Consider the following 25,420-nt stretch of genomic DNA (forward strand, 5'->3'; position numbering starts at 1 on the left):
TTTCTGCGACACCTTGCCGGCGGGACTGGACATTCACGGCGTGGTTGTCGATGATGGAATATCAACCACAACGTCATGGGAGTGTCCGTGAAAACCAAAGAGTGTCCCGAATGTGGAGCCGAGGTCCCGGTTTACCGAAATCCCGTTCCCACTGTTGATGTGGCGGTGCTCGTGCCGGGAGCAGACGGCAAGGGGCCGGGCGTGGTGCTTGTGGAGCGGGCCAACCCGCCGCACGGCTGGGCCCTGCCCGGAGGATTCATCGACTGGGGCGAAACCTGCGAGACTGCGGCGGTGCGCGAGTTGGCCGAGGAGACCGGGCTTCATGTGGCTCTGATAGACATCCTCGGTGTCTACTCCGACCCGAACCGTGATCCGCGCGGGCACACCATGAGCGTGGTGTACATTGGCACTGCGGACATACGGCACCTGAAGGCCGGGGATGACGCCGCGTCGGCGCGCGTTTTCCCGCTCGACGACCTGCCGGAGCTGGCCTTCGATCACGCAAAGATACTGGCCGATCTCACGAGGCGGCTGGACAAGTATCTGCCGTCCCGCTAGATTGTGATATTTCCAACCCCTTTACCTAAGGCATAATGCACGACAAGACCCTCTGCATCACACTCGGCGATCCCTGCGGCCTCGGGCCGGAGCTGGTCGTTCGGTATTTCTCGGAACCACGCGAAGGCAAATACCTGCTCGTGGGGCCGAAGGCTCCGCTCCTCCGTGAGCTGGAGCAGTATGGCGTGCAGTCTTTCTATACTGTTCTGGAAGAACTCTCGGAGCTGGCCGCCCTGTCTGATGGCGTCTACCTGTACGAACCGCCGCAACTTTCGCGCCTCGGGTATCCTCGCGGCGAGGCGGCGGTGGAAGGCGGGCTGGCCGCCGGGGTGAGCCTTGAGGTGGCGGTGGAGCTGCTGCAAAACGGCACGGTTCACGCCCTGACGACCTGCCCGCTGAACAAGGCCATGCTTCAGCAGGCAGGGTTCGACTTTCCGGGGCACACGGAATTTCTGGCCGAACGCCTCGGCGCAGGGCGGGAGAACGTCTGCATGCATCTCTGCGGTGAGGACGAGGACGGCGGCAACGCCCTTCGGGTCAGTCTCGTGACGACCCATCCGCCCCTTGCCGACGTGCCGGGGCTCGTGACCGGAGCGCGCATCCGCCACTGCCTGAACCTCACGGCCGAATTTTTGAACCGTCTTGAAAAGCCCGGAACCATAGGGGTTTGCGGCCTGAATCCCCATGCAGGGGAGTCCGGGCGCATCGGGCATGAGGACCGGGATGTGGTGGAGCCCGCCGTGGACGCTGCCCGCAGGGGAGGCATCGACTGCGAAGGGCCGATCCCGGCCGACACGCTGTTTCATTTTGCGGCCGCCGGTCACTATCCGGCCGTGCTGGCCATGTATCACGATCAGGGCCTCGGGCCGCTGAAGCTTCTGCATTTCGGCAGGGCCGTCAATGTGACGCTCGGCCTGCCGGTGCCGAGAACCTCTCCGGACCACGGAACAGGCTACGACGTCTGCGGTACCGGAGAGGCGTCGATTCACAGCTTCGCCAAGGCGGTTGAAATGGCCCGCAAACTCATGGGATAAGGAGCGCATGAATTACATTCTGCTCGACCGCGACGGCACGATCATCGTTGACAAGCATTACCTGAGCGATCCGGAAGAGGTGGAACTGATTCCGGGCGCCGCCGACGGTCTTCGGGACATGACCGATCTGGCTTCCGCCTTGCGGTGCTGACCAACCAGAGCGGGGTAGGGCGCGGCATCTACACCGAGGATGACGTCCGCGCCTGCAACGACCGCATGATCGCCCTGCTGCGCGACGAGGGCGTGGAGCTTGAGGCCATCTACCACTGCCCGCACGCACCGGAAGAAAACTGCGCCTGCCGAAAACCCGCCACCGGCCTCATGGAAAAGGCTGCCGAGAGGCTCGGATTCGAGCCTGCCGATGCATGGATGGTCGGCGACAAGGAAGCCGACATCCGGCTGGGTAGGAACTGCGGGGCCAGAACCGTTCTCGTCCGCACCGGCAAAGGCCGCGAGGCTGAAGAGAAGTGCGGCGGGCTGGCGAATTTCGTGGTGGACAACCTCGCGGAAGCGGCCCGTATCATTGAAGAGCGGTCCTGATCTGCTGAAAGACGGGCGGGGTGCGTGGCACCGCCGCCCGTGGCCCTGAGGGGAAGGGACTCAGGTTCAGGCGACGAGGTTGAGCGCCTGAGATACCATTTGATTATTCGCCCCCGCGGCTGCTCCGGACGCATACAGCGAAGACGCCGATCCGGCGTTTTCGTATGCCTGCATGGCCATGCTGCGGTCAGCCATTTCAGCCGATTCCATTTCCTGACCCATTTCGAACCGCTGGCGCATCTTCTCAATGTGCGCCTGCGCCCCTGCCTCCAGTTCGGAGCGGTTCAGCACGCCGTCTCCGTCCGTGTCCTGCTTGGAGAACTTGTCCGAGTCGATGCCAAGTTCCTCGTTTGAGAGAACGCCGTCTTCATTGGTGTCCAGTTCGCTCAAGGCGCTGGACGCCATGGTTGAGGCATTGGGCCTTTCCCTTCCGCCATGGCGCATCTGTCCCGGACGTTCGGCGACATACATGGCTCCCGATCCGCCGATTTCCATCGCGACCTCCTTGCCGTGGCTTTGCCAGCCTTTCGCCGTCACTTATGAACTCTCCCCTCGCACGAATGGACGATGGCGCAAAGCCGTTTATACTCCAGTCGCTCGGTGCCGGGGCAGGGTTACAACGCGCTCCGGTTATGAGGCAGGAGAGGAAGCACCCCGTTTGCAGGTCTGCGGTTTCGGCTGTCACATCAAGTGAAATCCGCCATCATATGTGAAGAAAAGCAAACCGCCCCGCACCGAAAACGGTGCGGGGCGGTTTGTTTTTATCGTCCACTTTGGCAAACGGATAGTACGTGTCCTTGATGACCCGGCGTACTGGAAGTCCTCGGGAGCGGAGATGATGCCAAACGGGTTCATCGGGGAGATGAACTGGTTGTCCTGAGCCGTACGGCTAGTGGCCTTTCAGCATGAGCACGAAGAGTGATACTGGGCAGAGCAGCGAGTGTCCCTTTCATTGTGCGTCTTCATTTCGGTTGAATGGGTGACGCTGGAGCGGTCTAGGAAGCCTCCTCCTGATACTCTTCGAAAGTGATTGTGTTCTTGAAGACGGATGTTACTTCAAAGACCAGTTTTCTCCCGGCCTCGGTGAGCTTCCCGTTCTGAATGTTCTCTTCAGGGGTATATGCGCGACCGTATGTTATGAAGAGATTGTCGCCCATGGCGTACATCTTGCCGAGGCTGTTGATCATGTAGTCGGAGCTTCTTTTCAGACCCTTTTTGTCCAGCAGTTCGGTCAGGGGCTCAGCCTCGGTCATGTAGCCGGGATAGATGCAGTTGGAGTATGTTTCTCCGGCAAGTGTCGTATGGGTTTTGTAGAACTTGCCAGCGTCACCCCAGATATCGGATTCCCAGCGCCAGTGGCTCGGCAGGTGGGAGCGGCGAATGGACAGATACTCAATGATTTCATTGTCCGCGTTGCTCTTGGCGAACAGATCGTAGTTGGAGACAATTCTGACGAGACGGGCACCCTTGCGACCGTTGTGCTGCATCTTGAAGTGACCGACGTATGTGAAGTCGTCGGGCACCGTGATGTTGGCCGACGGGTTCATGGTGGAAACGTATTGGTTGCCGTTGATGGTATGCGAGGCAGTCGTACATCCTGCGAATACGAACAGCGAAAGCAGGCAGCAGAGCAGCGCGAGTCGTTTCATGAGTTCCCCCTCTCAGAGTGTTAATGGTGCACCAATCCATAATGAGTGGTTCACGGGGGCTCGTTATCGGCTCGCACATGGATATGTCAATATCAATATGCTCGGGAAGGCCGAATTGTCGTCCTTTTGCGGCAAAAGGCGTTGTGATGCGTGCGTTTGCCAGAGAATCAGGCCGCTTTTGCCTGCTGGGGGAACATCCGCTTGGCGATATACATGAACGGCGTGTCCAGCAGCGCCACGGCCAGCTTTATCACGTAGGTTGAGATGAGAATCTCCGTGAACACGGCTGTGGGGAAGAGACCGTAGAAGGCGATGGTGCAGAAAATGGCCGAGTCGAGGAACTGGCTTACCAGCGTGCTGGCGTTGTTGCGCAGCCACAGATGCTTGCCGCCGGTGCGCTGCTTGAGCTTGTGGAAGGCCCAGACGTCGTGCAGCTGCGAGACAAGGTAGGCTGCGAGGCTGGCCAGTGCGATGCGCGGCATGAATCCGAACAGGGCTTCAAGGTGCGGGTGGGCGAAGTCTTCCGCTCCGGGAACGAAGAGCAGGGCGAGCTGCATGTATGCCGTCATCATCAGAAGGCTCACAAAGCCCATGAGGACCGCCTTCTTGGCCTCGTCCTTGCCGTGCAGTTCGCTGAGCATGTCCGTGGCGAGGAATACGCTGGCATACAGAATGTTGCCGAGCGTGGTGGTCAGGCCGAACATTTCCACGGTCTTGAGCACCTGCAGGTTGCAGAGCAGCAGGTTGAAGACCACGATGCCGAACAGGCCGACACGGCCGAAGAGACGATAGACGATCAGGACCATGGTCAGGTCCAGCAGGGCGAATCCGATCCAGAGCAGTTCATTCATGGGCGCACCCATGCACCTTTTCCGGGGTCAGGTCAAGTGTGGCGGGGCTGGTCTCAGATCACCTTGCGCGGCAGATGCTCCCCGGCCTGCTCGTCGTCCAGCGTGTAGAGCCGCAGCTTCGTGCTGCGGGGAAATTCCTTCTTGAACAGCGTTTTCAGCAGCTTTTTCATCTTCTTCCGCGTGGTCTCGAATTCAGCCTTCTCGTACCCGTTCTGGACCACGGTGAAGGCGTCCTTTCCGTCCCGTCGAATGAGCACGGAGCGGTTGCGCTTGTAGGTGCGAAGGTCGATGGCGTGGCCCTCCGGCAGCTTCTTGAGCCGCTCCATGACCGTATCCATGGCAGTGGCCTTGTCGATCATTGAGACCCTCCAAAGCTGCCGAGCCGCTCGGCTGCCTCGCTCTTGTTCAGCGTGTAGAGCCGGACCTTGTTGCTGCGCGGGAATTCGGCCTTTATCAGAGATTTGAGCAGCTTGCGAAGCCCTTTCGCGTCGGTCCGGTGCCGGGCTTTGCTGAAGCCGTCCTGCACCACGGTGAAGGTCTCTGCGTCCCGGCGCACGACCAGCACAGAGCGGTCGCGCTTGAAGGTGCGCAGGTCGATGGCGTGTCCGGGCGCGAGTTTGGTGCTTCGTTCGAGTGCCGTATTCACGGCGTTGGCCTTGTCGATCATGCAGGAAGTCATAGACAGCGGGGCGGAAAGCTGTCAAATGCTGCCCATGAGCGTAAAAAGAGGCGATATCATCGAAGTGAGGATCCACGACCTGGCCTCCAGCGGCAACGGCGTTGCACGGCTGGATGACGGCATGGCCGTGTTTGTTACCGGGGCAATCCCCGGTTCCCGTGTCAAGGCCAGCGTGCAGAAGGTCAAGAAGCGTTTTGCCGAGGCCATTCTGGCCGAAGTCGTGGAGTATTCTCCGGACGCGGCAAAGCCGAAGTGCCCGCATTTTCCGGAGTGCGGGGGCTGCCTGTTGCAGCACATGGACCCGGCGGCCCAGCTTGCCTGCAAGCAGGACTGGGTCAGCGCCGCCCTTGAGCGCATCGGCGGCCTGAGCGGTTTCGAGGTGCGCGATCCCATTGCGTCGCCCTCGCCGTGGCAGTACCGCAACAAGATGGAGTTCGTGTTTGGCACGGAAGACGGTCGCACGAACCTCGGCCTGCGAAGCCGCGTGGACGGGTCGGTCATGGACGTGCCCGACTGCATGATCTGCAGCGAGAAGACCGGCGAAATATACCGCGCCGCCTGTGACGCGGTGCCGCGCTTGGGCCGGATGGCCTACAATCCCAAGACCGGCAAGGGCTACCTGCGGCGGCTGGTGATCCGTCATCACCAGAGCGGCGTCATGGTTCACCTCATCACGGCCACGGCCAAAGATCACGGCCCGGCCGAAAAGCTCGGCAAACTACTGACCGAAGGGTTCCCGGAGATCACGTCTTTCGTGCACTCCACGCGCAAGAACCGCCGCGATCTGGCGTTCGGCGAGCGCATCGTGCAGGTCATCGGTGATGACTCGGTGGTGGAGACGCTGCCGCTTACCGGCGTGGATGTCCGCTACCGCATTTCTCCCAACGCCTTTTTCCAGCCCAATACGGCCACTGCCGCCAAGATGTACGACGCCGTGCGCGATGCTGCGGGGCTGACCGGCAGTGAAACCGTCATGGATCTCTACTGCGGAACGGGCGGTCTGGCCCTTGCCCTGGCAGACAAGGCAGACCGCGTGCTCGGGTTCGAGCTTGCGCCGGAGTCCGTCAAGGACGCCATGGACAACGCCGCTCTGAACGGCCTGAAGAACTGCGAGTTCCACGCCGGAAGCCTCGATCAGGGGCTGGGCAACATGGGTGACCTGCCCGCGCCCGATGTGGTGGTCACGGACCCGCCGCGCTCCGGGATGCACGAGACCATCGTGCGGGCCATCCTCGACCTCTCGCCGCGCACCGTGGTGGCTGTTTCCTGCGATCCGGCCACGCTGGCGCGCGACCTCGGCCGCCTTTCTTCCGGCTACGTGCTGGAAAGCGTGCGCACCGTGGACCAGTTCCCGCACACGGCGCACGTGGAGGCCGTGGCAGTGCTGCGGAGAAAGTAAGGCGCTTTGTCGGAAACGAACATGCCCATTCACAAATGGGCTTCGTCCGGCTATGGTCGGCGGATAACGCACAGCCCCGAAAGGAACGACCCATGTCCGTGATCATCCGCAAGAGTCTTCTGGAACTCGTCTTCAACGGCGCGTTCATGAAACGCTGGAACGACAAGCTCAGGCCCATGGAACTGGTGGAAGTGGACAAGCAGGCCCACAAGATGCTGGTGGCGTGGGTGCTCTTCGTCATCAACTCCCGCGGCATGGACGTGGCCCGTCGCCGCGCGCTGGGCGAAAGCATCATCGAGGGCGGGCTCTTCGACTACCTCTACAGGCTGGTCATCACGGACATCAAGCCGCCGGTCTTCTATCGCATCAAGGAGAACCGCTCGGACTACCAGCGCCTGACGCAGTGGGTGGTCTCCGAGTTGCGGCCGAGGCTCCAGCCGCTCGGGCAGGACTTTCTTGACCGCATGGACCGCTATCTCATGGAACCTGAGGAGCGCGGGCTGGCACGGCGCATCCTGCACGCCTCGCACCTCTATGCGAGTTGGTCCGAGTTCAAGCTGCTCAAGAGTATCAACACCATCGATCACGAGCTGGAAGAGATCGAGCAGAGCTTCATCGACCGGCTGCAGGACCTCACGGATATCGAAGGCGTCTCCGACCTGCTTACGGACAAATCCACGGTGCTCGGGCGCTTCGCCCGCATGTGCGGCCGGTTGCGTTTTCAGAAACGCTGGTCCCAGACGCCGCGCGTTCCCGAAACCTCGGTGCTGGGGCACATGTTCATCGTGGCCGCTTACTCATGGTTTTTCAGCATGGAAGTGGGCGCGTGCCGGGCAAGGCGGCAGAACAACTTCTTCTCCGGGCTGGTCCACGACCTGCCGGAACTGCTGACCCGCGACATCATCTCCCCGGTGAAGCAGTCCGCGCCGGAGATTGCCGAGCTGATCCGGCAGTACGAGCTGGCCGAGCTTGAGCGCGTGGTGCTCGAACCACTTCGAAACGGCGGCTATGAAGACGTGGCCCAGCGCATGGAATACTTCCTCGGGCTGGAGGTGGGCAGCGAGTTCGACGCCACCATCGTGCGCGACGGCGAGGTGCAGGCCGTGACCAGCGAGGAACTGGCGGAGCTCGATCAGGATACGCTGGACCCCAAGGACGGAGAGCTGCTCAAGATGTGCGATAGGCTGGCCGCGTTCATCGAGGCGCATACCGCGCTCAAGAACGGCATCTCGTCGGACCAGCTGCATCAGGCGCTGTATCGCATCCGCAATGGATACAAGGGCATGTCCACCGTTGCCGGGGTGCAGATCAACGCGCTGCTGGCCGACTTCGATTGATCTGAAAAAAACACTTTATTTTTCCGTGGCGACGTTGTACACACACCGTCCGGACCTCGCGGAGGTTCCGTGCGCAGGAAGGCGCAAATGCCACGAAAGGCCCGGTTCAAGCCTGATCCCGAATTTCACCCACCCCGTTAAGGCCACACCCGGGACATCGTTTCGTTAGGCAGCGTGCTTTCTCTGCTGTTGACATGTGGGCGCAAAGCCCGTAAGTGTCCCGTTCCCAGTTTGTGCAAGGAGCATTTTTATGAAGACATATAGCCCGACTCCGGAAGACGTCAAAAACGATTGGATCGTCGTTGACGCAACCGACAAGGTCCTGGGCCGCCTGGCCACCGAGATTGCAACCCGCCTGCGCGGGAAGCACAAGCCCGAGTACTCCCACCACATGGATATGGGAGACTTCGTGGTTGTTATCAACGCTGAGAAGATCAAGGTTACCGGCGACAAGCTGGACGCAAGATGTACTACAAGCACACCGGCTTCCCGGGCGGCATCCGCTCCAAGAGCCTGCGTGACATGCTTGATGCGAAGCCGGAAAACGTTATCACCGCAGCGGTCAAGGGCATGCTTCCCAAGAACCGCCTGGCTCGCCAGCAGATGAAGAAACTGAAGGTCTATGCCGGTCCCGAGCATCCGCACGCGGCCCAGCAGCCCGAAACCCTGGAACTGTAATCGGGAGTTATCATGAGCGATTTCAATTACGGCACCGGCAAGAGGAAGAATGCCATTGCCCGTACCCGCATCTACGCCGGTTCCGGGCAGATCACCATCAACGGGAAAGACTTCACCGAGTACTTCCCCCGCAAGACCCTGCAGATGGTCGTCCAGCAGCCGCTTCGGATGACCAAGCAGCTTGAAAACGTGGACATCAAGGTCCGCTGTTGCGGCGGCGGTATCGCCGGTCAGGCACAGGCTGTGCGTCACGGCATCTCTCGCGCTCTCTGCGAGATGGATCCCGAACTGCGCTCCGTCCTCAAGAAGGCCGGCCTGCTGACTCGCGATGCTCGTAAGAAAGAACGTAAGAAGTACGGTCTGCGTGGTGCACGCGCCAGCTTCCAGTTCTCCAAGCGTTAAGCCGACGAGTCCATACGAAGCCATTCAAAAGGCCGGAGCGTTTGCTCCGGCCTTTTTCTTTGGCACAGACTGTCCTATCGGATGCCGTGAACAGGGACTCTGATGCTGTTTTGGCTGAGGGCGGGGTGTTTGTGCACTATTGTGACGGGCGCGAGGCATTGTGAAGGCGCGGCAACCGGGCGTTTGGTTGCGGTTACGGTTTGGCAACCAAAATGAGCGTCAGGTTATTTTGTCGTTGAAATCCTTGCATTCAAAGGCTTCAAACCCTATATAATCCACCATGTCCAGCAAGAAGAAACCACAACCGAGGCTGCTGGTCGCCGATGCGGACGGCCAGATATACGACCACCCGGACCTGCTGCTTCTCTGCCGACGCGGGGATGAGTTCGGGCTGCCAAGCCCGACGAGCTGATAGCGCTCCCTGAAGAGAGCGAGTTTTTCATGCTCCCCGGCAGGCACGCCATGGGGTACGATCCCGAGTCCGGTTCCGTGGAAATAATGGAAGACCTTGCCGTGGCTGCCTTTGTCAGCCCCGGGCACACCATCACCGGCATCAGCGCCTACGAGACCGAGCCGGGGGCCAAGACGCTCCCGCTGCTTGCCTACGCCGCCATCGGGTACGCCGAGGGCAAGTTCTGGGTCTGCGCCAAGAAGGTTGATGAGGATAAGCGTCAGGTCTTCTCAAACATCCAGCCTGATCGCGTGGAAGCGGGTGCCCATCGGCTGATGAAGGATTTTCCGTCCAACAGGCTGGTGAGCCATCTGGCGGCTGCGCCCTGACCAACGGGTGCCCGGCCGCCAAGAACCTCGCCCTCGGCCGGTTCGAGTGTCCGCTCCCTACAGCCCAGAGCTGCAACGCGCGTTGCGTCGGCTGCATCTCGGAGCAGCCTGAAGACTCCGGCTTTCCCGCCCCCCAGTGCCGCATCGGGTTTCGACCCAATCCCGGTGAGATCGTGCAGATCATGCAGCGCCATGAATCCCGCGAGCGGCGGCCCATCTTTTCCTTCGGGCAGGGCTGCGAAGGCGAGCCGCTCCTCGAGGCCGAACTCATCGCCGAGGCGGTCAAGATGTATCGTGACGAGGGCGGCACCGGCACGGTGAACATCAACACCAACGGGTCCCGGCCACAGACGCTTCCGGCGCTCAAGCTGGCGGGCGTCAACTCCATCCGGGTCAGCCTGAACAGCACCCGAAAGGGCCTGTATGAAGCCTACTACCGGCCGGTGAGTTACGGCTGGGACGACGTACACGAAACCATCCGCAGGGCCCACGAAGTGGGCATGTTCGTCTCCCTGAACCTGCTGTTCTTTCCTGGCGTCACGGATACCGAAAAGGAGTTCGATTCGCTGGTCGCTCTCGGCGAGGAAGCCCGGTTCGACTTCATCCAGCTCCGAAATCTGAACATGGACCCCGAGCTGTACCTTGAGCTGGCCAAGCCGCATATTGACGGCCCGGCCATGGGCTTCGCCAACTTCCGCAAACGGCTCCGCAAGGAGCTGTCCTGGATCAAGTTCGGGTATTTCAATCCATACCTCGGATAATACCGGCGACATTGAATTATTCAATTCCCGGACCGTTTTTCGGTCCGGGTTTTTTTGTGTTTATGGTTTTATGAATTGAATATTAACAAACCTTGTTGACATATTATTCTTCCATGTGTAGCACGATTTCAATAAATCTTTATACAAATGGAGAACGAATCATGAAAAGAATGTTGAACTATCTGTTGCTCGCTGCTGCTCTCGTTCTGTTCCCGGTGCTTGTGCAGGCGCATGAGTTTATCCTGAAACCCGACCAGCTTTCCCTGAAAGGCCAGAAGGAAGTGCCTTTCAGCGTTATTTCGGCCCATGTGTTCATGGTCAGTGAAGAAATGGAGCCCGCCGAACATGTGAGCGTGGCCCTGCATTCCGGCAACGGCGCCACTTCCGTGGCCGTGGTGCCCAACGAGTCCGCCATGACGCTGGAAGGCCGCGCCCCTGTCAAGGGTGACGGTGCCTCCATCCTTGCCGGTCATCGCGAGGGAATGATCTGGACCCAGACCACCAAGGGCTGGAAGCAGGCCTCCAGGAAGGGGCTCGACGGTGTCATCAAGAGCGGCAAGTACGAAAAATTCTGCAAGTCGGTCATCACCGGCGCCACGTCCAAGGGCTTTGACAAGGTTGTCGGCCAGCGTCTGGAGATCGTTCCCCTTGATGATCCCGCTTCGCTGAAGACCGGTGACGAAATGCGCGTCAAGGTGCTCTTTGACGGCAAGCCGGTTTCCTCCGGCGCACTGACCGCGACGTATGACGGCTTCTCGCAGGTTCCCAACACGTGGGCGTACCTCACCGAGACCTATGAGAAGGATGTCGCACGCATCAAAATCGACGCTCCCGGCGTCTGGATGGTCCGCGCACAGCAGACCATCGACGAGCCCACCGAAGATTACGATACCCACGTGATCCGCTCCGTGCTCGTTTTTGAGGTCAAGTAATGCGGCTCCCCCTTGCCACAATGACCCTCCTCACCATGGTCCTAACGGGCCTGACCCTGATTCCGGCAGTCGATGCGGCTGCCCACGGCCTCGGACATCGGCTGCTGGAATCCGGGCAAGCGACGGTCTTTGAGACAAGCTACTCCACGGGCGAGCCGGTGGCCTACGGCGAGGTGTTGGTCTACGGTCCCGGCGAGGGCAAGGCGGAATACCAGAACGGCAGAACCGACGCCAACGGCCGGTTCGCCTTTGTGCCAAACGCCGATGGCCGCTGGAACGTGGTCGTGGACGCGGGCATGGGACACCGTCACACCTTCGACGTGGAAGTGGATGAAAGCGGCAGGGTTGTATCGCGCGAGGTCAAGCAGGGAACCATGATTCCCGCGCTTCTGGGCGTGAGCCTGCTGGCGAACCTCGGTCTGGCCGGGCTGCTTCTGCGGCGACGCAGAGCCTAGGCGTTTCCCTCAACGAAAAAGAAAGGCCCCGCCGATTCGGCGGGGCCTTTTTATGTGTGGGATTACGTGAAGCTAGCCGCCTGCTTCAACGGGCTTTTTCTGTTTCATGAGCGGCCGCTTGACGCCGAAGCGCGAGAGAATGGCTTTCATGCCGCCGGTGGAGTCAGGGGTTCCGGTGTGGTTGACCAGCACGCGGTACCATGTGCCGTTGGAGGTCTCGCCGGATTGAACCTCGGCGTCGAGGCCTGCGCCGGAGAGCTTATCCGCGAACTCCCTGGCCATGGCCTGATCCCGGAAGGACGCAGCCTGATAGACGTAGGCGAATATCTTTTCTCCCGGCTTGGGGGCTGCGGGCTGCTCCGGCTTTTGGGCGGGTTCGGTTTCCGCCTTCTTTTCGGGCTCGGGCGTTTCCTTGGGAGCCGGTTCAGGCTTGGGCTCTTCGGTCTTGGGCTTGGCCGGGGCCTTGGAAAGGTTGTCCGGGTAGCTCAGATCTTCGGGCTTGAGCACCTCCGGCACCTCGGGCAACGGCTGTCCCTTGTCGTCCACCTGCACGGCTTTTTCCGAATCCGGCATCATGGCCGCAATGCGCGGGACGTTTTCCTCGACGCGGTAGCCGCGCCCCACAAGGAGGCCGAGGATGAAGAAGAGGGTGAGGGCAAGACCGGCCATGCCGATGCTGCAGACGAGGCCCGGAACCGTGATCTTGATGGTCCAGGTCTTCCTTTCGCCCGGCACCTTGGGCATGCGGGGAACGCGGTGGGCGGTGGTCTTTCCTTGTCCTGCCATGATCTTTCCCGAGTTACATTTGTTCCGGTGCGCTCACGCCGAGCAGTGACAGCCCGTTGGCGAGAACGTCAGCAACGCAGTCGAGCAGCATGAGTCGTGCGGCGGCGATTTCAGGGCCTGCCGACAGTACATGCACTTTGGTATAATATCTATGAAGGGTTGATGCAAGTTCTTGCAGATACATGCTGACAAGATGCGGGCTTTGCTGGCGTGCGGCGGACTCCACGAAGTCGGGGTAGAGGTCCAGGCACTTGAGCAGTTCAAGGTCCTGCTCGGTGTCCAGCAGGGCGAGCGAGGCAGGGCTCGGCTCGGCCATGGCCACGCCTTCGCCTTCGGCCTTGCGCTTCATGGAGCAGATGCGCGCGTGCGCGTACTGCACGTAGTAGACCGGGTTGTCCATGCTCTTCTGCTTGACCAGTTCGAGGTCGAAGTCGAGCCGGGAGTCGGACTTGCGGGAGAGGAACATGAAGCGGGAGGCGTCGGAGCCGACGTCGGCCACAACGTCGGCCAGCGTCTCGAACTGTCCGGCGCGGGTGCTCATGGCCACAGGTTCGCCGCCGCGAAGCAGGTTCACGAGGTTCACGAGGATGACGTTGAGCTGGCCCTTGTGGCCGATGGCCTCGCACGCGGCCTGCATTCTGGGGATGTAGCCGTGGTGGTCGGCGCCCCAGATGTCGATGACCATGTCGAAGCCGCGCTTGAATTTGTTGTCGTGGTAGGCGATGTCCGAGGCGAAGTAGGTGGTGTCGCCGTTGGACTTTCTGAGCACGCGGTCCTTGTCGTCGCCGAATTCGGTGGACTTGAACCAGAACGCGCCGTCCTCGTCGTATCCGAGGCCGGACTTGCGCAGGTCGCCGAAGGTCTCGTCGACCATGCCGTCGTCCACGAGGCTTTTTTCCGAGAACCAGACGTCATGGCGCACGCCAAAGGCCTTGAGGTCCTCCTTGATGCCTTCGAGGATCTCGTCCTTGCCGTAGACCTTGCAGACCTCCACGGCGTCGGCCTCGTCCATGTCCAGCAGGTCCGGGTGCTTTTCAAGCACGCGGCCCGCGATGTCGGAAATGTATTCGCCCTTGTAGAAGTCTTCGGGCTCCGCCGGGGTCTGGCCCTTGAGCTGCTTTGCGCGGTACAGGATCGAACCGCCGAGGATCAGCATCTGCCGCCCGGCGTCGTTGATGTAGTATTCGCACTCCACCTCGTACCCGGCCTTTTCCAGAATCCGGGCAAGGCTGTCGCCGAGCGCCGCGCCCCGGCCGTGGCCGATGTGCAGCGGCCCGGTGGGGTTGGCGGAGACGTACTCCACCTGCACCTTGCGGCCCTTTCCCTCGTCCACGCAGCCGTAGGTCCCACCGGCCTCGCGCACCACGTTCACGGTCTCGCGCCAGAAGTCGGGCGAGAAGGTGAAGTTGAGGAAGCCGGGTCCGGCGATGTCGATTTTCTCTATGTTCGCGTCGCCGGACAGGGTGTCCACGAAATCGGCGGCCACGTCGCGGGGCGACTTTTTGGCCTGCTTGGAAAGCATCATGGCCACGTTGGCGGACATGTCGCCGAATTTCTTGTCCTTGGGCGGTTCGATGACGGCTTTCTCCGGCCATTCCCAGCCCTTGGCCTCCACGGCCTGCCTCAGCGCGTTTTCCAAATATGTCTTGGCTCTCATGTGTGTCCCATTCTCCTTAGAACATGTCGTCCGCGCCGCTTTATCACGTTTGCCACCGAACTCCAAGCTTCTCCTTGTCCCCACACCTGATGGGAGAATGGCTTGCGAGGGGAGGCCGATACGGGTAGATTGCATCGAATCGGCAATATCCATTTACGATTTTCGTATCACAAAGGAGAGTGAGCATGAGACGATTGAGCGCGATTCTGCTGATACTGGCAAGTGTTGTACTTCTGACCGGCCCCGCCTTTGCCGCCAAGACCAAGGTTCGCGTGGCCTTTGCCACCTGGGTGGGCTACGCCCCGCTCTACATAGCGCAGGAAAAGGGCTTGTTTGAGAAATACGGGCTCGACGTGGATATCATGATTATCGATGACGAGTCCCAGTACGCCGCGGCCATGGCTTCGGGCAACATCGACGCCCTCGGCAACGTGCTCGACCGCGAGGTCATTCACTTTGCCAAAGGCACACCGGAAGTTGTGCTCTTTGCCATGGACGAATCCTCCGGCGGCGACGGCATCATCGCCTCCGCAGAGGTCGAGAGCCTTGCCGACCTGCGCGGAAAATCCGTCGGGCTGGATAAAAGCTCCACCTCGTACTTCTTTTTCCTGACCGCCCTGCAGAAAGCTGGCGTGAACGAAGAAAACGTGACCATTCATGAGATGGGCGCGTCTGATGCCGGGGCCGCGTTCGTGGCGGGCAATCTCGACGCCGCCGTTTCCTGGGAGCCGTGGCTTTCAAAGGCATCAGAGCGCGAGGGCGGCCATGTACTGGTCTCTTCCAAGGATTTCCCGCGCACCATCGTGGACGTATTCGTCATGCGCAGCGACTTCGCCAAAAAGCACCCCGATGCCGCCGTGGGCATGACCCGTGCTTGGTTTGACGCGATCAAGTGGTACCGCGCAAACCCGGAGGAAGGGAACGAGATCATGGGCAAGGGGCTTGGCGAGAGCGCCGAAGCGATTGCCGACATGGCCTCGGGCGTGACCTTCTTCGGCGAGGCCGGGAACAAGGCCTTCTTTGACCGCTCCACCGAGAACGACATCTATGAAGTTGCCGAGCGTGCCGGGGCGTTCTGGCGCAAAAAGGGCATCATCACCGAGGAACTGGACGTGGACGCCTGATTACTGACACGTACATCCGGGACGCGACTGAATAATGGCTCTTGCCAAGCGCATCAACCTGAAAATCCGGCCGGGAACGGGGCTGACGCTGGCCTCGTTCCTTGCCATTCTCGCGCTCTGGGCGGGGGTGGCCTATTTCGGCTCGGTGAAGGAACTGTTTCTGCCCAAACCGCACAAGGTGGTATGGGCGTTCGCGGAGATGCACGACGAGGGCATCCTCTATGCCTACGCATGGGATTCGACCTACCGGGTCATGGTGGGCTGGGCCATGGCCGTTGTGACCGCCGTGCCGCTCGGCATGGGCATCGCCACAAGTCGACGTTTTGCAGCCCTTTTCCAGCCGGTGATGGAGTTCGCCCGCTATCTGCCGGTGGTGGCGCTGGTGCCGCTGACGCTGCTGTATTTCGGCATCGGCGATTTCCAGAAGTTCATGGTCATCTTTCTCGGCACCTTTTTCCAGCTGGTGCTGATGGTGGCCGATACCACGGCCAACGTGCCCGCCGACCTTTCCCGTGCGGCCGCGACCCTCGGGGCCAGCCGGGGGCAGATTTACCGTCTGGTGCTCATCCCCGGCGCGCTGCCGGGGCTGATGGATGATCTGCGCATCACCGTTGGCTGGGCGTGGACGTATTTGGTTGTGGCCGAGCTGGTGGCCGCCAACTCCGGGCTGGGGTACATGATCCTGCGGGCGCAGCGGTTCCTCGCCATCGACCGCATCTTTGCCGGGCTTATCGTCATCGGCCTGCTCGGGCTGCTGACGGACTGGCTCTTCAAGGCGCTGACGAAGGTCGTGGTGCCGTGGAGCGAAAAGAACGCCTAGAATAGCGGGGCCGGGGTCGTTTCGGATCAGTCCGATGTGATCTCGGTCCCGATTCCCGACTGCGTGAACATTTCCAGCAGCACGCAGTTTTCCACGCGGCCGTCGATGATGTGGGTCTTTTCCACGTCGGGCAGGGCCTCCAGACAGCACTTCAGCTTGGGGATCATGCCGCCGGTGGCGGTGCCGTCTTCCATGGCGCGAAATGCCTCGGTGCGGGTCATGGAGGTGATGAGTTCGCCGCTCTGGTCCAGCAGGCCGGGCACGTCGGTGAGCAGGTGCAGCCGCTTGGCCTTGAGCGCGGCGGCCACGGCCCCGGCAACGGAGTCGGCGTTGATGTTGTAGGTGTTGCCTTCGTCGTCCACGCCCACGGGCGCGATGACCGGGATGAACCCGGACTGTTCCATGGAGCGGATGACCTCCACGTTGACGTCGGCCACCTCGCCCACCTTGCCGAGGTCGATGATCTCGGGCGCGCTCTGGTCGTCGCCCTCGATGGCGAGCTCTTTGGGCTCGGCCTTGATGAGCATGCCGTCCTTGCCGGACAGCCCAACGGCCTTGCTCCGTGCATGTTGATGAGGTTGACGATCTGCTTGTTGACCTTGCCCACGAGGACCATCTCCACCACGTCCATGGTGGCGTCGTCGGTGACACGGTACCCCTGCCGGAACACGGTGGGAATCTTCAGCGCCTCCAGCATCTCGCCGATCTGCGGGCCGCCGCCGTGCACGATCACCGGGTTGACGCCGATGAACTTGAGCAGGATGACGCTCCGGGCAAAAGCGGTTTTCAGCTTTTCGTCGATCATGGCGTTGCCGCCGTATTTGATGACCACGGTCTGCTGGTAGAACTCCCGGATGTAGGGGAGCGTTTCGATGATGCTGTGGGCCTGAAGCTGGTAGCGCTTCATGTCGCGCTGGTTGATGGGCTTGCGTTCCATGATCGTTCCTCGCGGATTGTGGTGTGGGCTGATATTTCCCGATGCGCGGGCTGGTGTCAATGCGCTCGGGCAAGAGAGAGCTTGAGGGGGCGGAAAAACTCGCATACCATCGCGCAAACGGGAGAAATTGCGATGCTTCGCGGATACCGCTTTGACCGTATGGAACTGGCCGGATCGCTCGGCGATCTGGGGACGCTCCTGCCGCTGGCCATGGGAATGATCATGGTCAACGGTCTCGACGCAACCGGGCTTTTCGCTTGCGTTGGCCTCCTCTACATCGTGGGCGGGCTGTATTACCGGGTGCCCATCGCGGTGCAGCCCATGAAGGTCATCAGCGCCTACGCCATCGTTACCGCCGCCACGCAGCCGCAGATCACCGCCGCCGGATGGCTCATGGCCGCCGCGCTCCTTTTTCTCGGATTCACCGGACTTGTGGACACCGTCTCCCGGCTCATACCCAAGCCAGTGGTCAGGGGCGTGCAGCTCTCCACCGGCATTCTGCTCATGGCCAAGGGCGCGGGCTTTGTGGCGGGCACCTCGGCTTTTCAGCAGTCACAGGGCATGGCAGAGCCGTTTCTCGCCTTTCAGCATCTCGGGCCGGTTCCGGTGGGCATCGTGCTCGGGGTCATTCTCGGCGCGGCCGCGCTCCTGCTGCTGGATAACCGTCGTTTTCCGGCCGGGCTGGTGGTGGTCGGCGCGGGGGCTCTTTCAGGCCTGCTGCTCGGCGCGGCAAAGGGGCTGGGCCAGCTCTCGCCGGGCCTGCACCTGCCGCCGATTCTGCCCTTCGGCTTTCCCGGCGGAGTGGACTTCACCTTTGCGCTCTTTGCGCTGGTGTTGCCGCAACTGCCCATGACCATCGGCAACGCGGTGGTCGCCAACCGCGACCTCAGTTTTGAGTATTTCGGCGATGAAGGGCGGCGGGTGACCGACCGCGCTGTGCGTGAGTATGGGTTTTGCCAACGCGCTGGCCGCGCTGGTGGGCGGAATGCCGCTCTGTCACGGGGCGGGCGGGCTTGCGGCGCATTACCGTTTCGGGGCCAGAACCGGCGGCTCCAACCTGCTCATCGGCGGGGCGTTCCTGCTGTTGGCGCTACTCTTCGGGGCCGGAACCATCCGCATCCTGCAGCTGATGCCCATGGCCGCGCTCGGAGTGCTGCTCGTGTTTGCGGGGGCGCAGCTCGGCCTGGCGGTTCTGGACATGCGCCAGCGCAGCGAGTTCTTCGTGGTGCTGCTCATGGTTGGGGTGGCTTTGGCCTTTAATCTGGCCTGGGCCTTCGGGCTGGGGATCGTCGTGGCGTGGGTGCTGCGCCGTGGCGTGGAGGTCTAACTGTTCTTGCGGCAGTAGCGCAGGAACTTCTGGGCCTGATCGAATTCCGGGTTGATCTTCAGGGCGTTTTCAAGCGTCTTGGCGGCCTCGGCCCTGTCTCCCTTGTCAAAGTGGACGCGAGCCAGATTGAAAAGCAGGTGCTCGTCTTTCTTGTTATACTCGATGGCCTTGTTGTAGTAGCGGATTGACTCGTCAAAGTGGCCGTTCTTGCGCAGGCTGATACCGAACTCGTTGAGCTTCTGGCGATGCTCGAAGCTGAACGCGCCGTCAAGGCCCATGAGCGTGTTCACGACCTTTTTGAGCTTTTCGTATTCCTTCTGTTCCGAATAGACCTTGCCGAGCCCGTAGTTGGCGTCGACGTTCAGGTCGTCGATCATCAGGGCCTTGATGAATTCCAGTTCGGAATCATCGAGCATCCCGAGATTGAAGTACCGTTCACCCAGCTTGATCTTGCGGGCGAGGGTCTCCAGCGCGGGAACCGTGTGCAGCCGGTAGTAATCCGGCTCCGGCGTGTACTGGTAGATGAATTCGAGACGGGGGACTGTGCTTTTGACGCCGGACGGCACATGGTGCGCGTTCAGGGGCTGAACTTCAAACTGCTCCTCGCTTAGCCGCCTGACGTACCAGTAGGTCTGGGCCTCATGCCTTCGCTGAGTCCCGCCGCTGCCGATGTCGTCGGCTTTCTTCCTTGAGAAGACTCCAAGTATCTTCGGGTATTCTGCCACAGTGCCTCCATGGTCAGACTACCGTATGTACAAGTCCTGTGCAATAGGGGAAAACCCCTGATTCCGTTATACTCAACGGCTTGACAGGGGTCATGCGAGTACGAGCCTGTAAACAAGACGCTCCCAGCAGGAGCTCAGGCGCTGTGCGGTTTGATCCCCGAGGCCGCAGTCGCGCAGGCGACAGTAAATGTGCAGCGGATTCAGACGGTGTTGCAGTCGTGCGCGAATGGCTTGCATGGCGGCCTCCTTTTCCTTCTTATCGGCGGAGGCTGCCGGATGCATTAGGTGCGCGAAACCGCCCAGACGTGGAACTCCGGCTTGGTCTTGAACCCGACGCCCGCGGCTCCTTTGTGCAGGTACAGGCACATGGCCCAGTCATGCTCGTACGAGCTGCTTGTGCAGGACCAGTACGCTTCGCGGGTGTCGGTGAACGGGTGGTCGGCCATAAGCGCAGGGGAGTGCTGCGAGGCGTCCACGACGGATTCCAGCTCGAACATGGTCGGCAGGCTCCACGGTGATCCGCCTTGGGGAACCGGGATAGAGAGTTCTCTGGCGACCCGCAGGGCCTTGTTCCACGTGACCATGCCTCCGGCGAGGTCCGCGCTGCGCGTCCACCACAGGCCGGTCAGGGTGTCAAGAACCGTCTCGCCGTGCGCCTCAAACCGTTGCTCGGGCCACGGCACGCCGGTGGTCGCTTCGTCCTCGCGTCCGGTGGCGGGCAGCACGTCGCTTTCTCCGCAAACGGGCCAGAGCAGGCAATAGCTGTCGCGCCGACCGTAGAACATGCGGCCGCCTTCGGTGTGCACCAGCCATTGATAGCCCGGCTGCATGGCGCTCTGTGTGGAACTCCAGAACCAGCCCAGCGGGGCCTTGTCGAACGGGCTGTCCGAGGGCAGGGCCGGTTTTCGCTCGTTGAAGGAGATAAGAGAGAAAAGCTCCCGGCGGTTGGGGAGCCGCCACTCGTTCAGGTCGCCGGGCGCGTCGCTGTTGAGCGATTTCAGCGCCGCGAGGGCTTCGTCATGGTTGAGCGGAAAGTCGGAAAAGTTGGGATTGCCGAGCCAGACGAGGCCGGTCAGTTCGTCGCGGACTGTGTCGCCGTCACGGGTGAAGCGGGGTTTCGGCCACGGCAGACCGGGGCGCAGTTCCGCGTCCTGTCCGGATTCGGCGCAGTCGACGGGCTGGCCGTTTTCGTCGGCGCAGAAGGTTTGCCCTGTATTCAGGTAATGACTCATGACTTCATGCACAAGGCGGCCAGTATGATGATGCCCACCGCGCAGGCAAGCCCTGCGTAGAAGACGGCGTGCATGCCCAGCGCCGCGTAGATGCCGCCCATTATCATGGGTGCGGCGGTCTGGGAGGTCCGGAGGATCATGCCGTTGGCGGCCATGAACGCGCCGCGCTGCTCGATGCCTGCCATGCTGGAGAGCATGGTCATCACAGTGGGTATCGACAGCCCCTGCGCCAGTCCGAAGAAGGTGACGGGCAGGACCGTGTGCCAGAAGTCGGGCATGTGCGGCAGGCCGAGCATGGACAGAGCGTAACACAATCCGGCGGCGATTATCAGGGTGCGCTGCCCGAAGAGAGAGGCCAGCTTGCCGAGCTGGAAGGAGGCCACGGCGGTAATCATGGAGGACGCGAAGAAGATCATGCCGATGGATGCCGGACTGGCGTCATATTTCTTGGCCAGCAGGATGGGCAGATAGGTGACGATTGGACCGTACAGCACCGTGAAGGTCAGCAGGGTGGTGCCGAAGAGCGCCAGCACCTCGGGTTTGCGCATCTGGGCGAACGCGTCGCGCAGGTAGTTGCCGAGGTTCTGGTTGCTTTCCGGTTCGGGCGCGTCGAGGCCTGCGGCGATGATGAGGCCGACGGGGATAGCCAGAAGGGGCAGCAGGAAAGGCCACTGCCAGCCGATGGTGGCCAGCAGCCCGCCCACGGCCGGGAATGCGGCCGTGCCTACGGAGAGCACTGCCGCGTTGTAGCCCATGGCCGCCGCGCGCTCCCGTCCCTGATACAGGTCGCCGATGATGGTGCCGTAGAGCACGCCGAGGGGGGCGGCCCCCACGCCTTGCAGAAAGCGCAGGATCAGCAGACTGTGCAGGTTGGGGGCGAAGAAGCAGGCCGTGCCCGCGATGCCGAACAGGAAGAGCGCCGGGACGAGGATGCGTTTGCGGCCCATGCGGTCCGCCAGCACGCCCACGAGCGGGGAGAACAGCACGCCCGGGAGGGTGAATATGGAGATGAGCGCCCCGATGGCTGCCGGGCCGATATCGAGTCCGTGCATGATGTCCGGCAGGGCCGGGATGATGCTCGATACGCCGAGAATGGCCATGAGCGTGACGCAGAAGACGTACTGGAGGTTCCTGTCGAGGTAGAGCTTTCGCAAAATGGTCTGTCCGGTTTCTCTGAATGTATGGGCAAGGTGTACGCGCTTTCAGGCCGGTTGGAAAGGTCGGCGTCAGCGGGCCGTTCGCACGCGATTTCGACCTGCGCGCTTGGCTGCGTAGAGGGCGCGGTCCGCCTCATGGAAGAGGCTGATGGCCGATTCATGGCGCGGGTACTCAAGCGTGGCGCAGCCGACGCTGACCGTGATGGGAATCTGGCCCGCATCCGTGGGGGCAAGAACCGTGGCGATGGACGCCCGAATGCGCTCTGCAGCGGAATAGGCGTCTTCCATGCTCGCGCCGGGCATGAGCAGGGCGAACTCTTCGCCGCCTATACGGGCCAGCATGTCGTTTCGCCTGCACGCCTTCTGCATCTGGTCGGCGACCCAGCGGATGATCGTGTCGCCTACAGGGTGGCCGTAAGTGTCGTTGACGTTCTTGAAAAGGTCGATGTCGGCCACGAGCAGGGAGAGCGGTTCCCGTTCGGTGACGGCCTGCCCGTACTCGCTTTCGAGCGCTTCTTCAAAGGCGTGGCGGTTGAAGCAGCCTGCAAGGGCGTCGGTTTCAGCCTGCTGGGTGAGCCGGGCCTCCCTGAGCTTGCGGGCGCGGATATCCACCGCAATGCCCGAGATCTGGGTCGGGGTGCCGGATTCGTCGCGCATCACGTTGCCGATGACCTCGATCCACTTGGCCCCCTCGTCTTTTGCAAGACGAACGTCCGAGCGGAACCCCGGTGTGTTTGCCTCCACACTGTGGCGAAATGCGTCGCGGAGATGCTCGGCGTCTTCGGGGACGAGCAGGGCGAGCATGCCGTTGATGTCGGTGGAGACCATGCCTTGGGAGGAGTCGTCCAGCAGGTCGCTGGTGTACCATGCGCGGCGGGTGTTGATGTCAAAGGACCACGCCGCGCTTTCGGTCATGTTCTTGAGGATGGAAAACTGTTGCAGACGCGCGGAGAGCCTTCTTCGGACGAGCGAGCTGGAAATGAGCGCGGCAGCGGTGCGAAGCAGATCCTTTTCCGCCTCGGTCCACTCGCTTTCGTGTTCGCAATCGTCAAGGCCGAGGGTTCCCCACCACTCGCCTTCAACCATGATGGGCACCGTGACCATGGCAAGGATGCGCTGGTGGTCCCAGAGGGTCTGTCGCAGCCATGAGTCCTCAAGCTGGCGGGGGAGGACGGCGTAGAGTTCGCCGCGCTTTCGGCCTTCAACAATGGCTTGGTATTCCGGGAGGTCCAGCGGGCTGCTGAACATGGAAAAGCACTTCATGCCGAGCTGGGCCACGGGTTTGTCCTTGGCCCACTCGAACACGTAGTCCTGCTTAATGGCCTCGTCCGTGACTTCGATGGTTTGGAATATCCACACCCGGCTGACGCCTGTCACTTCCCCGAGCTTGGCAAGCAGGGTGTTCACGCCGTCCGGCCAGCCCGGCCCCCGAATCAGTTTTTCTGCCCCGGTCGCGAGTGCGGAGAGCAGTCGCTCCGGGGCGGTGGTTGAGGGGCGTTTTGCAGGCCGAGGCATTCCCATTCTGTACCCTTGTTAGATGGCCGCGTCCATAAGCATGTTGTCTCTGTGTATCGCTTCCTGGAACGGCACCGGGCCGATGGTCTTGGCTATCTCGGTGGTCTGTTTTCCGGCTATGCGCGTCAATTCGTCGGACGAGTAGTTGGAAAGGCCTACCCCAAGGGTGGAGCCGTTTTCCACGATGCGGACCAGTTCCCCGCGCCTGAAACAGCCCTCAACGGCCTTGATGCCCGCCGGGAGCAGGCTCTTGCCGCCTTCCATGAGGGCTCGCTTGGCTCCGGCATCCACGGTGATGGTCCCGGATGGGTCGTCGTGGTAGGCCAGCCAGAATTTCTTGCTGGAGACGGTGTGGTCGTCCGGCAGGATCAGGGTGCCGTGGCTGTCGTCCTCAAAGGCTTCCTCAATGGTGAAGCCTCCCTTGCCCGAGACGATGAGCGTGGGCACGCCGAGTTGTGCGGCGCGGCGCGCTGCTCTGAGCTTGGAGTACATGCCGCCGGAGCCCACAGTGGTCTTCCCGTCGCACATGGTCTCGATGTCGAGGGCCGAAACGTCTTCTATGAGGGGCAGGCTGCGGGCGTCGGGGTGCATGTCCGGGTTCTTGTCGAACACGCCGTCCGCGCTGGTGAGGTTGATGAAGATGTCCGCACCAACGAGGCCGAGGGCCATGGCACCGAGGGTGTCGTTGTCGCCGAACTCCAGCTCCTGCACGGCAACGGTATCGTTTTCGTTGACGATGGGAATGACCCGCCACGAGAGTAGGCGTTCCAGCGTGTTGCGGGCGTTCAGAAAGCGGTCGCGGTGCTTGAGGCCGTCGCGGGTGATGAGAATCTGCGCGGTGGTCTTGCCGAACCAGCCGAAAGCCTCGTCGTAGTCGTGCATCAGGCGGCCCTGCCCGATGGCGGACGCGGCCTGACGCGCGGGAAGGTCGTCCTCGGTGTGGATGCGCTCGTTCAGCCTGTCGCGCATGCGCTTGCGGCCTGCGGCCACCGCACCGGAAGAAACGAGGATGATGTCGATTCCTCTGTCGTGCAGGCGCGAGAGCTGGCCCGCCAGCCGAATCATGGCCTCGCGGTTCAGGCCGTCCTCATGGGTCAGGACTGCGCTGCCGACTTTCACCAGAATCCTTCGGGCCTTGCCGAGTAGTTCCTTACGCGGATGCATCGCCGTGATCGTCCTCGTGTTGTGTCCGGTCTTGCTGGGCTTCGCTCTCGTTGATCTCGCGCAGCATGGCCCACATGGCATCCAGCAGGGCGTCGACGCCCTCGCCGGTCAGCGCGGAGATGAAGAAGATCGACGCATCCTTGCATTTTTCCCGAAGGGATTCCAGTGTTTCGGGGGCAAGGGTGTCGATTTTGTTGATGACGCGAATCTGCTTTCTGCGCGCCAGTTCCGGGTCGAAGCGAGCCAGTTCATCATCAATGATGGAGTAGCCGTCAAGCGGGTTCTCCATGTCGAGGTCGTCGGCCGCGAGGATGTGCACCAGAAAACGGGTGCGCTCCACGTGCTTGAGGAAGGTGTGGCCGAGCCCTTGGCCCTCGCTTGCCCCTTCGATGAGTCCGGGGATGTCGGCGATGACCATGCGCTTGAAATGTTCGTCCTCGACTACGCCGAGGTTGGGCACGAGCGTGGTAAAGGGGTAGGCCGCGATCTTGGGACGCGCCGCAGAGACTTGCGAAATGAACGTGGACTTTCCGGCGTTCGGCAGGCCGAGCAGGCCCACGTCCGCAAGGATTTTCAGCTCAAGGCGCAGGAATTTCTCTTCACCGGGCTTTCCTTCCTCGGCGTAGCGGGGGGTGCGGTTGACGCTGGACTTGAAGTGGATGTTGCCCCGGCCGCCCTGACCGCCATCGCAGATGACGTGTTCGTCCCCGTCTGCCACAAGGTCCGCCACGAGGGTTTCGGAGCGGTTGCCTTCTTCATCTTCGGTTATCTCGAAGACAAGCGTGCCCGTGGGCAGGTCCACGTACAGGTCTTCAGCGGCCTTGCCGTACCTGTCGCGTCCCATGCCGGGCTGGCCGTTGCGGGCGGCGTACTTGCGCTTGAGCCGGAAGTCGTACAGGGACATGAGCCGGGAAGAGGCGC

26 protein-coding genes and 4 pseudogenes are annotated in these 25,420 nt (G+C 61.6%); 15 read left to right on the top strand and 15 right to left on the bottom strand.

From position 1 onward, the window contains the following. Nucleotides 1-75 precede the first annotated feature (75 nt). From JCM12178_RS11060 to JCM12178_RS11070, 4 genes are read left to right on the top strand one after another with little or no spacing between them, the layout of a single operon-like run. A complete protein-coding gene (locus JCM12178_RS11060) occupies nucleotides 76-558 on the top strand; it encodes an NUDIX domain-containing protein (protein ID WP_054651377.1) in 483 nt (160 codons plus the stop codon). A gap of 35 nt (nucleotides 559-593) precedes the next feature. Further along, nucleotides 594-1,592, top strand: a complete 999-nt coding sequence (pdxA, locus tag JCM12178_RS11065; RefSeq protein ID WP_054651379.1) for a 4-hydroxythreonine-4-phosphate dehydrogenase PdxA — start codon at nucleotides 594-596, stop codon at nucleotides 1,590-1,592. Nucleotides 1,593-1,599: 7 nt separating this feature from the next. Further along, a complete protein-coding gene (locus tag JCM12178_RS20955; RefSeq protein ID WP_369404510.1) occupies nucleotides 1,600-1,743 on the top strand; it encodes a hypothetical protein in 144 nt (47 codons plus the stop codon). Beyond that, nucleotides 1,737-2,132 carry a D-glycero-alpha-D-manno-heptose-1,7-bisphosphate 7-phosphatase gene (locus tag JCM12178_RS11070; protein ID WP_369404511.1) on the top strand — a complete coding sequence of 132 codons (396 nt, stop codon included), beginning with the start codon at nucleotides 1,737-1,739 and terminating at the stop codon, nucleotides 2,130-2,132. The genes JCM12178_RS20955 and JCM12178_RS11070 overlap by 7 nt, the downstream gene beginning before the upstream one ends. 66 nt (nucleotides 2,133-2,198) lie before the next feature. Here the strand turns inward: JCM12178_RS11070 and JCM12178_RS11075 are convergent, their stop codons facing one another. From JCM12178_RS11075 to JCM12178_RS11095, 5 genes are all read right to left on the bottom strand, one after another. Then, entirely contained in the window at nucleotides 2,199-2,627 is a 429-nt protein-coding gene (locus JCM12178_RS11075; protein WP_054651381.1) for an EF-hand domain-containing protein, read from the bottom strand. A 500-nt stretch (nucleotides 2,628-3,127) separates the two neighbouring features. Then, the gene (locus JCM12178_RS11080) at nucleotides 3,128-3,781 is read right to left on the bottom strand and encodes a hypothetical protein (protein ID WP_054651383.1); all 654 of its coding nucleotides are present in this window, start codon (nucleotides 3,779-3,781) and stop codon (nucleotides 3,128-3,130) included. Nucleotides 3,782-3,948: 167 nt separating this feature from the next. Then, nucleotides 3,949-4,632: a queuosine precursor transporter gene (locus JCM12178_RS11085; protein ID WP_054651418.1), complete on the bottom strand. Its 684-nt coding sequence runs from the start codon at nucleotides 4,630-4,632 to the stop codon at nucleotides 3,949-3,951. 53 nt (nucleotides 4,633-4,685) lie between these two features. Beyond that, nucleotides 4,686-4,991, bottom strand: a complete 306-nt coding sequence (locus JCM12178_RS11090; protein WP_054651385.1) for a hypothetical protein — start codon at nucleotides 4,989-4,991, stop codon at nucleotides 4,686-4,688. Continuing rightward, a complete protein-coding gene (locus JCM12178_RS11095) occupies nucleotides 4,988-5,299 on the bottom strand; it encodes a hypothetical protein (protein WP_083465881.1) in 312 nt (103 codons plus the stop codon). Before JCM12178_RS11095 ends, JCM12178_RS11090 begins: the two co-directional genes overlap by 4 nt. Between JCM12178_RS11095 and rlmD the strand changes: the two genes are divergently transcribed. From rlmD to JCM12178_RS11130, 7 genes and pseudogenes are all read left to right on the top strand, one after another. Further along, the gene (rlmD, locus tag JCM12178_RS11100) at nucleotides 5,298-6,710 is read left to right on the top strand and encodes a 23S rRNA (uracil(1939)-C(5))-methyltransferase RlmD (RefSeq protein WP_172677120.1); all 1,413 of its coding nucleotides are present in this window, start codon (nucleotides 5,298-5,300) and stop codon (nucleotides 6,708-6,710) included. The genes JCM12178_RS11095 and rlmD overlap by 2 nt on opposite strands. A gap of 92 nt (nucleotides 6,711-6,802) precedes the next feature. Then, on the top strand, nucleotides 6,803-8,047 hold the full coding sequence (locus tag JCM12178_RS11105; RefSeq protein WP_054651391.1) for an HD domain-containing protein: 1,245 nt from the start codon (nucleotides 6,803-6,805) through the stop codon (nucleotides 8,045-8,047). A 250-nt stretch (nucleotides 8,048-8,297) separates the two neighbouring features. After that, a pseudogene (gene rplM, locus JCM12178_RS11110) lies at nucleotides 8,298-8,725 on the top strand (50S ribosomal protein L13). 9 nt (nucleotides 8,726-8,734) lie between these two features. Further along, a complete protein-coding gene (rpsI, locus tag JCM12178_RS11115; RefSeq protein ID WP_054651395.1) occupies nucleotides 8,735-9,127 on the top strand; it encodes a 30S ribosomal protein S9 in 393 nt (130 codons plus the stop codon). Between the two features lie 280 nt (nucleotides 9,128-9,407). Then, nucleotides 9,408-10,668: pseudogene (locus JCM12178_RS11120) on the top strand (radical SAM family protein). Between the two features lie 161 nt (nucleotides 10,669-10,829). Continuing rightward, the gene (locus JCM12178_RS11125) at nucleotides 10,830-11,600 is read left to right on the top strand and encodes a DUF4198 domain-containing protein (protein WP_054651396.1); all 771 of its coding nucleotides are present in this window, start codon (nucleotides 10,830-10,832) and stop codon (nucleotides 11,598-11,600) included. After that, nucleotides 11,600-12,055 (top strand): hypothetical protein, encoded by a 456-nt coding sequence (locus JCM12178_RS11130; RefSeq protein WP_054651398.1) that lies wholly within the window; start codon nucleotides 11,600-11,602, stop codon nucleotides 12,053-12,055. The genes JCM12178_RS11125 and JCM12178_RS11130 overlap by 1 nt, the downstream gene beginning before the upstream one ends. A 72-nt stretch (nucleotides 12,056-12,127) precedes the next feature. Here the strand turns inward: JCM12178_RS11130 and JCM12178_RS11135 are convergent, their stop codons facing one another. Together JCM12178_RS11135 and argS are read right to left on the bottom strand one after the other, a co-directional pair. After that, entirely contained in the window at nucleotides 12,128-12,841 is a 714-nt protein-coding gene (locus JCM12178_RS11135) for an SPOR domain-containing protein (protein ID WP_054651400.1), read from the bottom strand. Nucleotides 12,842-12,854: 13 nt separating this feature from the next. Then, nucleotides 12,855-14,498, bottom strand: a complete 1,644-nt coding sequence (gene argS / locus JCM12178_RS11140) for an arginine--tRNA ligase (protein WP_054651402.1) — start codon at nucleotides 14,496-14,498, stop codon at nucleotides 12,855-12,857. A 185-nt stretch (nucleotides 14,499-14,683) separates the two neighbouring features. Here argS and JCM12178_RS11145 point away from each other — a divergent pair, with 185 nt between their 5' ends. Both JCM12178_RS11145 and JCM12178_RS11150 read left to right on the top strand, forming a co-directional pair. Continuing rightward, the gene (locus JCM12178_RS11145; RefSeq protein ID WP_157054881.1) at nucleotides 14,684-15,622 is read left to right on the top strand and encodes an ABC transporter substrate-binding protein; all 939 of its coding nucleotides are present in this window, start codon (nucleotides 14,684-14,686) and stop codon (nucleotides 15,620-15,622) included. Nucleotides 15,623-15,656: 34 nt separating this feature from the next. Beyond that, nucleotides 15,657-16,442 carry an ABC transporter permease gene (locus tag JCM12178_RS11150; protein ID WP_054651404.1) on the top strand — a complete coding sequence of 262 codons (786 nt, stop codon included), beginning with the start codon at nucleotides 15,657-15,659 and terminating at the stop codon, nucleotides 16,440-16,442. Nucleotides 16,443-16,468: 26 nt separating this feature from the next. Here JCM12178_RS11150 and argB read toward each other — a convergent pair. After that, nucleotides 16,469-17,484: pseudogene (gene argB, locus JCM12178_RS11155) on the bottom strand (acetylglutamate kinase). Nucleotides 17,485-17,601: 117 nt separating this feature from the next. On the opposite strand from argB, the pseudogene JCM12178_RS20960 reads away from it, so the two are divergent. Next, a pseudogene (locus tag JCM12178_RS20960) lies at nucleotides 17,602-17,823 on the top strand (putative sulfate/molybdate transporter); the annotation flags it as partial. Between the two features lie 541 nt (nucleotides 17,824-18,364). After that, a complete protein-coding gene (locus tag JCM12178_RS20965; RefSeq protein WP_369404512.1) occupies nucleotides 18,365-18,706 on the top strand; it encodes a molybdate transporter family protein in 342 nt (113 codons plus the stop codon). Here the strand turns inward: JCM12178_RS20965 and JCM12178_RS11165 are convergent. The 7 genes from JCM12178_RS11165 to cgtA all read right to left on the bottom strand — a co-directional run. Continuing rightward, the gene (locus JCM12178_RS11165) at nucleotides 18,703-19,431 is read right to left on the bottom strand and encodes a tetratricopeptide repeat protein (RefSeq protein ID WP_054651406.1); all 729 of its coding nucleotides are present in this window, start codon (nucleotides 19,429-19,431) and stop codon (nucleotides 18,703-18,705) included. The two genes, JCM12178_RS20965 and JCM12178_RS11165, sit on opposite strands and share 4 nt — an antisense overlap. A 90-nt stretch (nucleotides 19,432-19,521) precedes the next feature. Next, entirely contained in the window at nucleotides 19,522-19,668 is a 147-nt protein-coding gene (locus JCM12178_RS18720) for a thioredoxin domain-containing protein (protein ID WP_172677121.1), read from the bottom strand. 44 nt (nucleotides 19,669-19,712) lie between these two features. Then, nucleotides 19,713-20,663 carry an Lcl C-terminal domain-containing protein gene (locus JCM12178_RS11175; RefSeq protein ID WP_054651410.1) on the bottom strand — a complete coding sequence of 317 codons (951 nt, stop codon included), beginning with the start codon at nucleotides 20,661-20,663 and terminating at the stop codon, nucleotides 19,713-19,715. After that, the gene (locus tag JCM12178_RS11180) at nucleotides 20,660-21,817 is read right to left on the bottom strand and encodes an MFS transporter (protein ID WP_054651412.1); all 1,158 of its coding nucleotides are present in this window, start codon (nucleotides 21,815-21,817) and stop codon (nucleotides 20,660-20,662) included. The genes JCM12178_RS11175 and JCM12178_RS11180 overlap by 4 nt, the downstream gene beginning before the upstream one ends. Before the next feature lie 72 nt (nucleotides 21,818-21,889). After that, nucleotides 21,890-23,335, bottom strand: coding sequence for a sensor domain-containing diguanylate cyclase (locus tag JCM12178_RS11185; protein ID WP_172677122.1), 1,446 nt, complete (start codon nucleotides 23,333-23,335; stop codon nucleotides 21,890-21,892). Between the two features lie 18 nt (nucleotides 23,336-23,353). After that, the gene (gene proB, locus JCM12178_RS11190; protein ID WP_054651416.1) at nucleotides 23,354-24,499 is read right to left on the bottom strand and encodes a glutamate 5-kinase; all 1,146 of its coding nucleotides are present in this window, start codon (nucleotides 24,497-24,499) and stop codon (nucleotides 23,354-23,356) included. Next, nucleotides 24,486-25,420 (bottom strand): Obg family GTPase CgtA (gene cgtA, locus JCM12178_RS11195; RefSeq protein ID WP_054651420.1); only part of this gene is annotated, 935 nt, incomplete at its 5' end. The genes proB and cgtA, both read right to left, overlap by 14 nt.

The organism is Salidesulfovibrio brasiliensis JCM 12178 (assembly GCF_001311825.1).
GTDB lineage: Bacteria > Desulfobacterota > Desulfovibrionia > Desulfovibrionales > Desulfovibrionaceae > Pseudodesulfovibrio > Pseudodesulfovibrio brasiliensis.

Bases quoted from the DNA above. Each gene is read 5' to 3' on its own strand.
- JCM12178_RS11060 (WP_054651377.1), top strand. From the start codon at position 76: ATGGGAGTGTCCGTGAAAACCAAAGAGTGTCCCGAATGTGGAGCCGAG.
- pdxA (WP_054651379.1), top strand. From the start codon at position 594: ATGCACGACAAGACCCTCTGCATCACACTCGGCGATCCCTGCGGCCTC.
- JCM12178_RS20955 (WP_369404510.1), top strand. From the start codon at position 1,600: ATGAATTACATTCTGCTCGACCGCGACGGCACGATCATCGTTGACAAG.
- JCM12178_RS11075 (WP_054651381.1), bottom strand. From the start codon at position 2,627: ATGGAAATCGGCGGATCGGGAGCCATGTATGTCGCCGAACGTCCGGGA.
- JCM12178_RS11080 (WP_054651383.1), bottom strand. From the start codon at position 3,781: ATGAAACGACTCGCGCTGCTCTGCTGCCTGCTTTCGCTGTTCGTATTC.
- JCM12178_RS11085 (WP_054651418.1), bottom strand. From the start codon at position 4,632: ATGAATGAACTGCTCTGGATCGGATTCGCCCTGCTGGACCTGACCATG.
- JCM12178_RS11090 (WP_054651385.1), bottom strand. From the start codon at position 4,991: ATGATCGACAAGGCCACTGCCATGGATACGGTCATGGAGCGGCTCAAG.
- rlmD (WP_172677120.1), top strand. From the start codon at position 5,298: ATGCAGGAAGTCATAGACAGCGGGGCGGAAAGCTGTCAAATGCTGCCC.
- JCM12178_RS11095 (WP_083465881.1), bottom strand. From the start codon at position 5,299: ATGATCGACAAGGCCAACGCCGTGAATACGGCACTCGAACGAAGCACC.
- JCM12178_RS11105 (WP_054651391.1), top strand. From the start codon at position 6,803: ATGTCCGTGATCATCCGCAAGAGTCTTCTGGAACTCGTCTTCAACGGC.
- JCM12178_RS11125 (WP_054651396.1), top strand. From the start codon at position 10,830: ATGAAAAGAATGTTGAACTATCTGTTGCTCGCTGCTGCTCTCGTTCTG.
- JCM12178_RS11130 (WP_054651398.1), top strand. From the start codon at position 11,600: ATGCGGCTCCCCCTTGCCACAATGACCCTCCTCACCATGGTCCTAACG.
- JCM12178_RS11135 (WP_054651400.1), bottom strand. From the start codon at position 12,841: ATGGCAGGACAAGGAAAGACCACCGCCCACCGCGTTCCCCGCATGCCC.
- argS (WP_054651402.1), bottom strand. From the start codon at position 14,498: ATGAGAGCCAAGACATATTTGGAAAACGCGCTGAGGCAGGCCGTGGAG.
- JCM12178_RS11145 (WP_157054881.1), top strand. From the start codon at position 14,684: ATGAGACGATTGAGCGCGATTCTGCTGATACTGGCAAGTGTTGTACTT.
- JCM12178_RS11150 (WP_054651404.1), top strand. From the start codon at position 15,657: ATGGCTCTTGCCAAGCGCATCAACCTGAAAATCCGGCCGGGAACGGGG.
- JCM12178_RS20965 (WP_369404512.1), top strand. From the start codon at position 18,365: ATGCCGCTCTGTCACGGGGCGGGCGGGCTTGCGGCGCATTACCGTTTC.
- JCM12178_RS18720 (WP_172677121.1), bottom strand. From the start codon at position 19,668: ATGCAAGCCATTCGCGCACGACTGCAACACCGTCTGAATCCGCTGCAC.
- JCM12178_RS11175 (WP_054651410.1), bottom strand. From the start codon at position 20,663: ATGAGTCATTACCTGAATACAGGGCAAACCTTCTGCGCCGACGAAAAC.
- JCM12178_RS11185 (WP_172677122.1), bottom strand. From the start codon at position 23,335: ATGCCTCGGCCTGCAAAACGCCCCTCAACCACCGCCCCGGAGCGACTG.
- proB (WP_054651416.1), bottom strand. From the start codon at position 24,499: ATGCATCCGCGTAAGGAACTACTCGGCAAGGCCCGAAGGATTCTGGTG.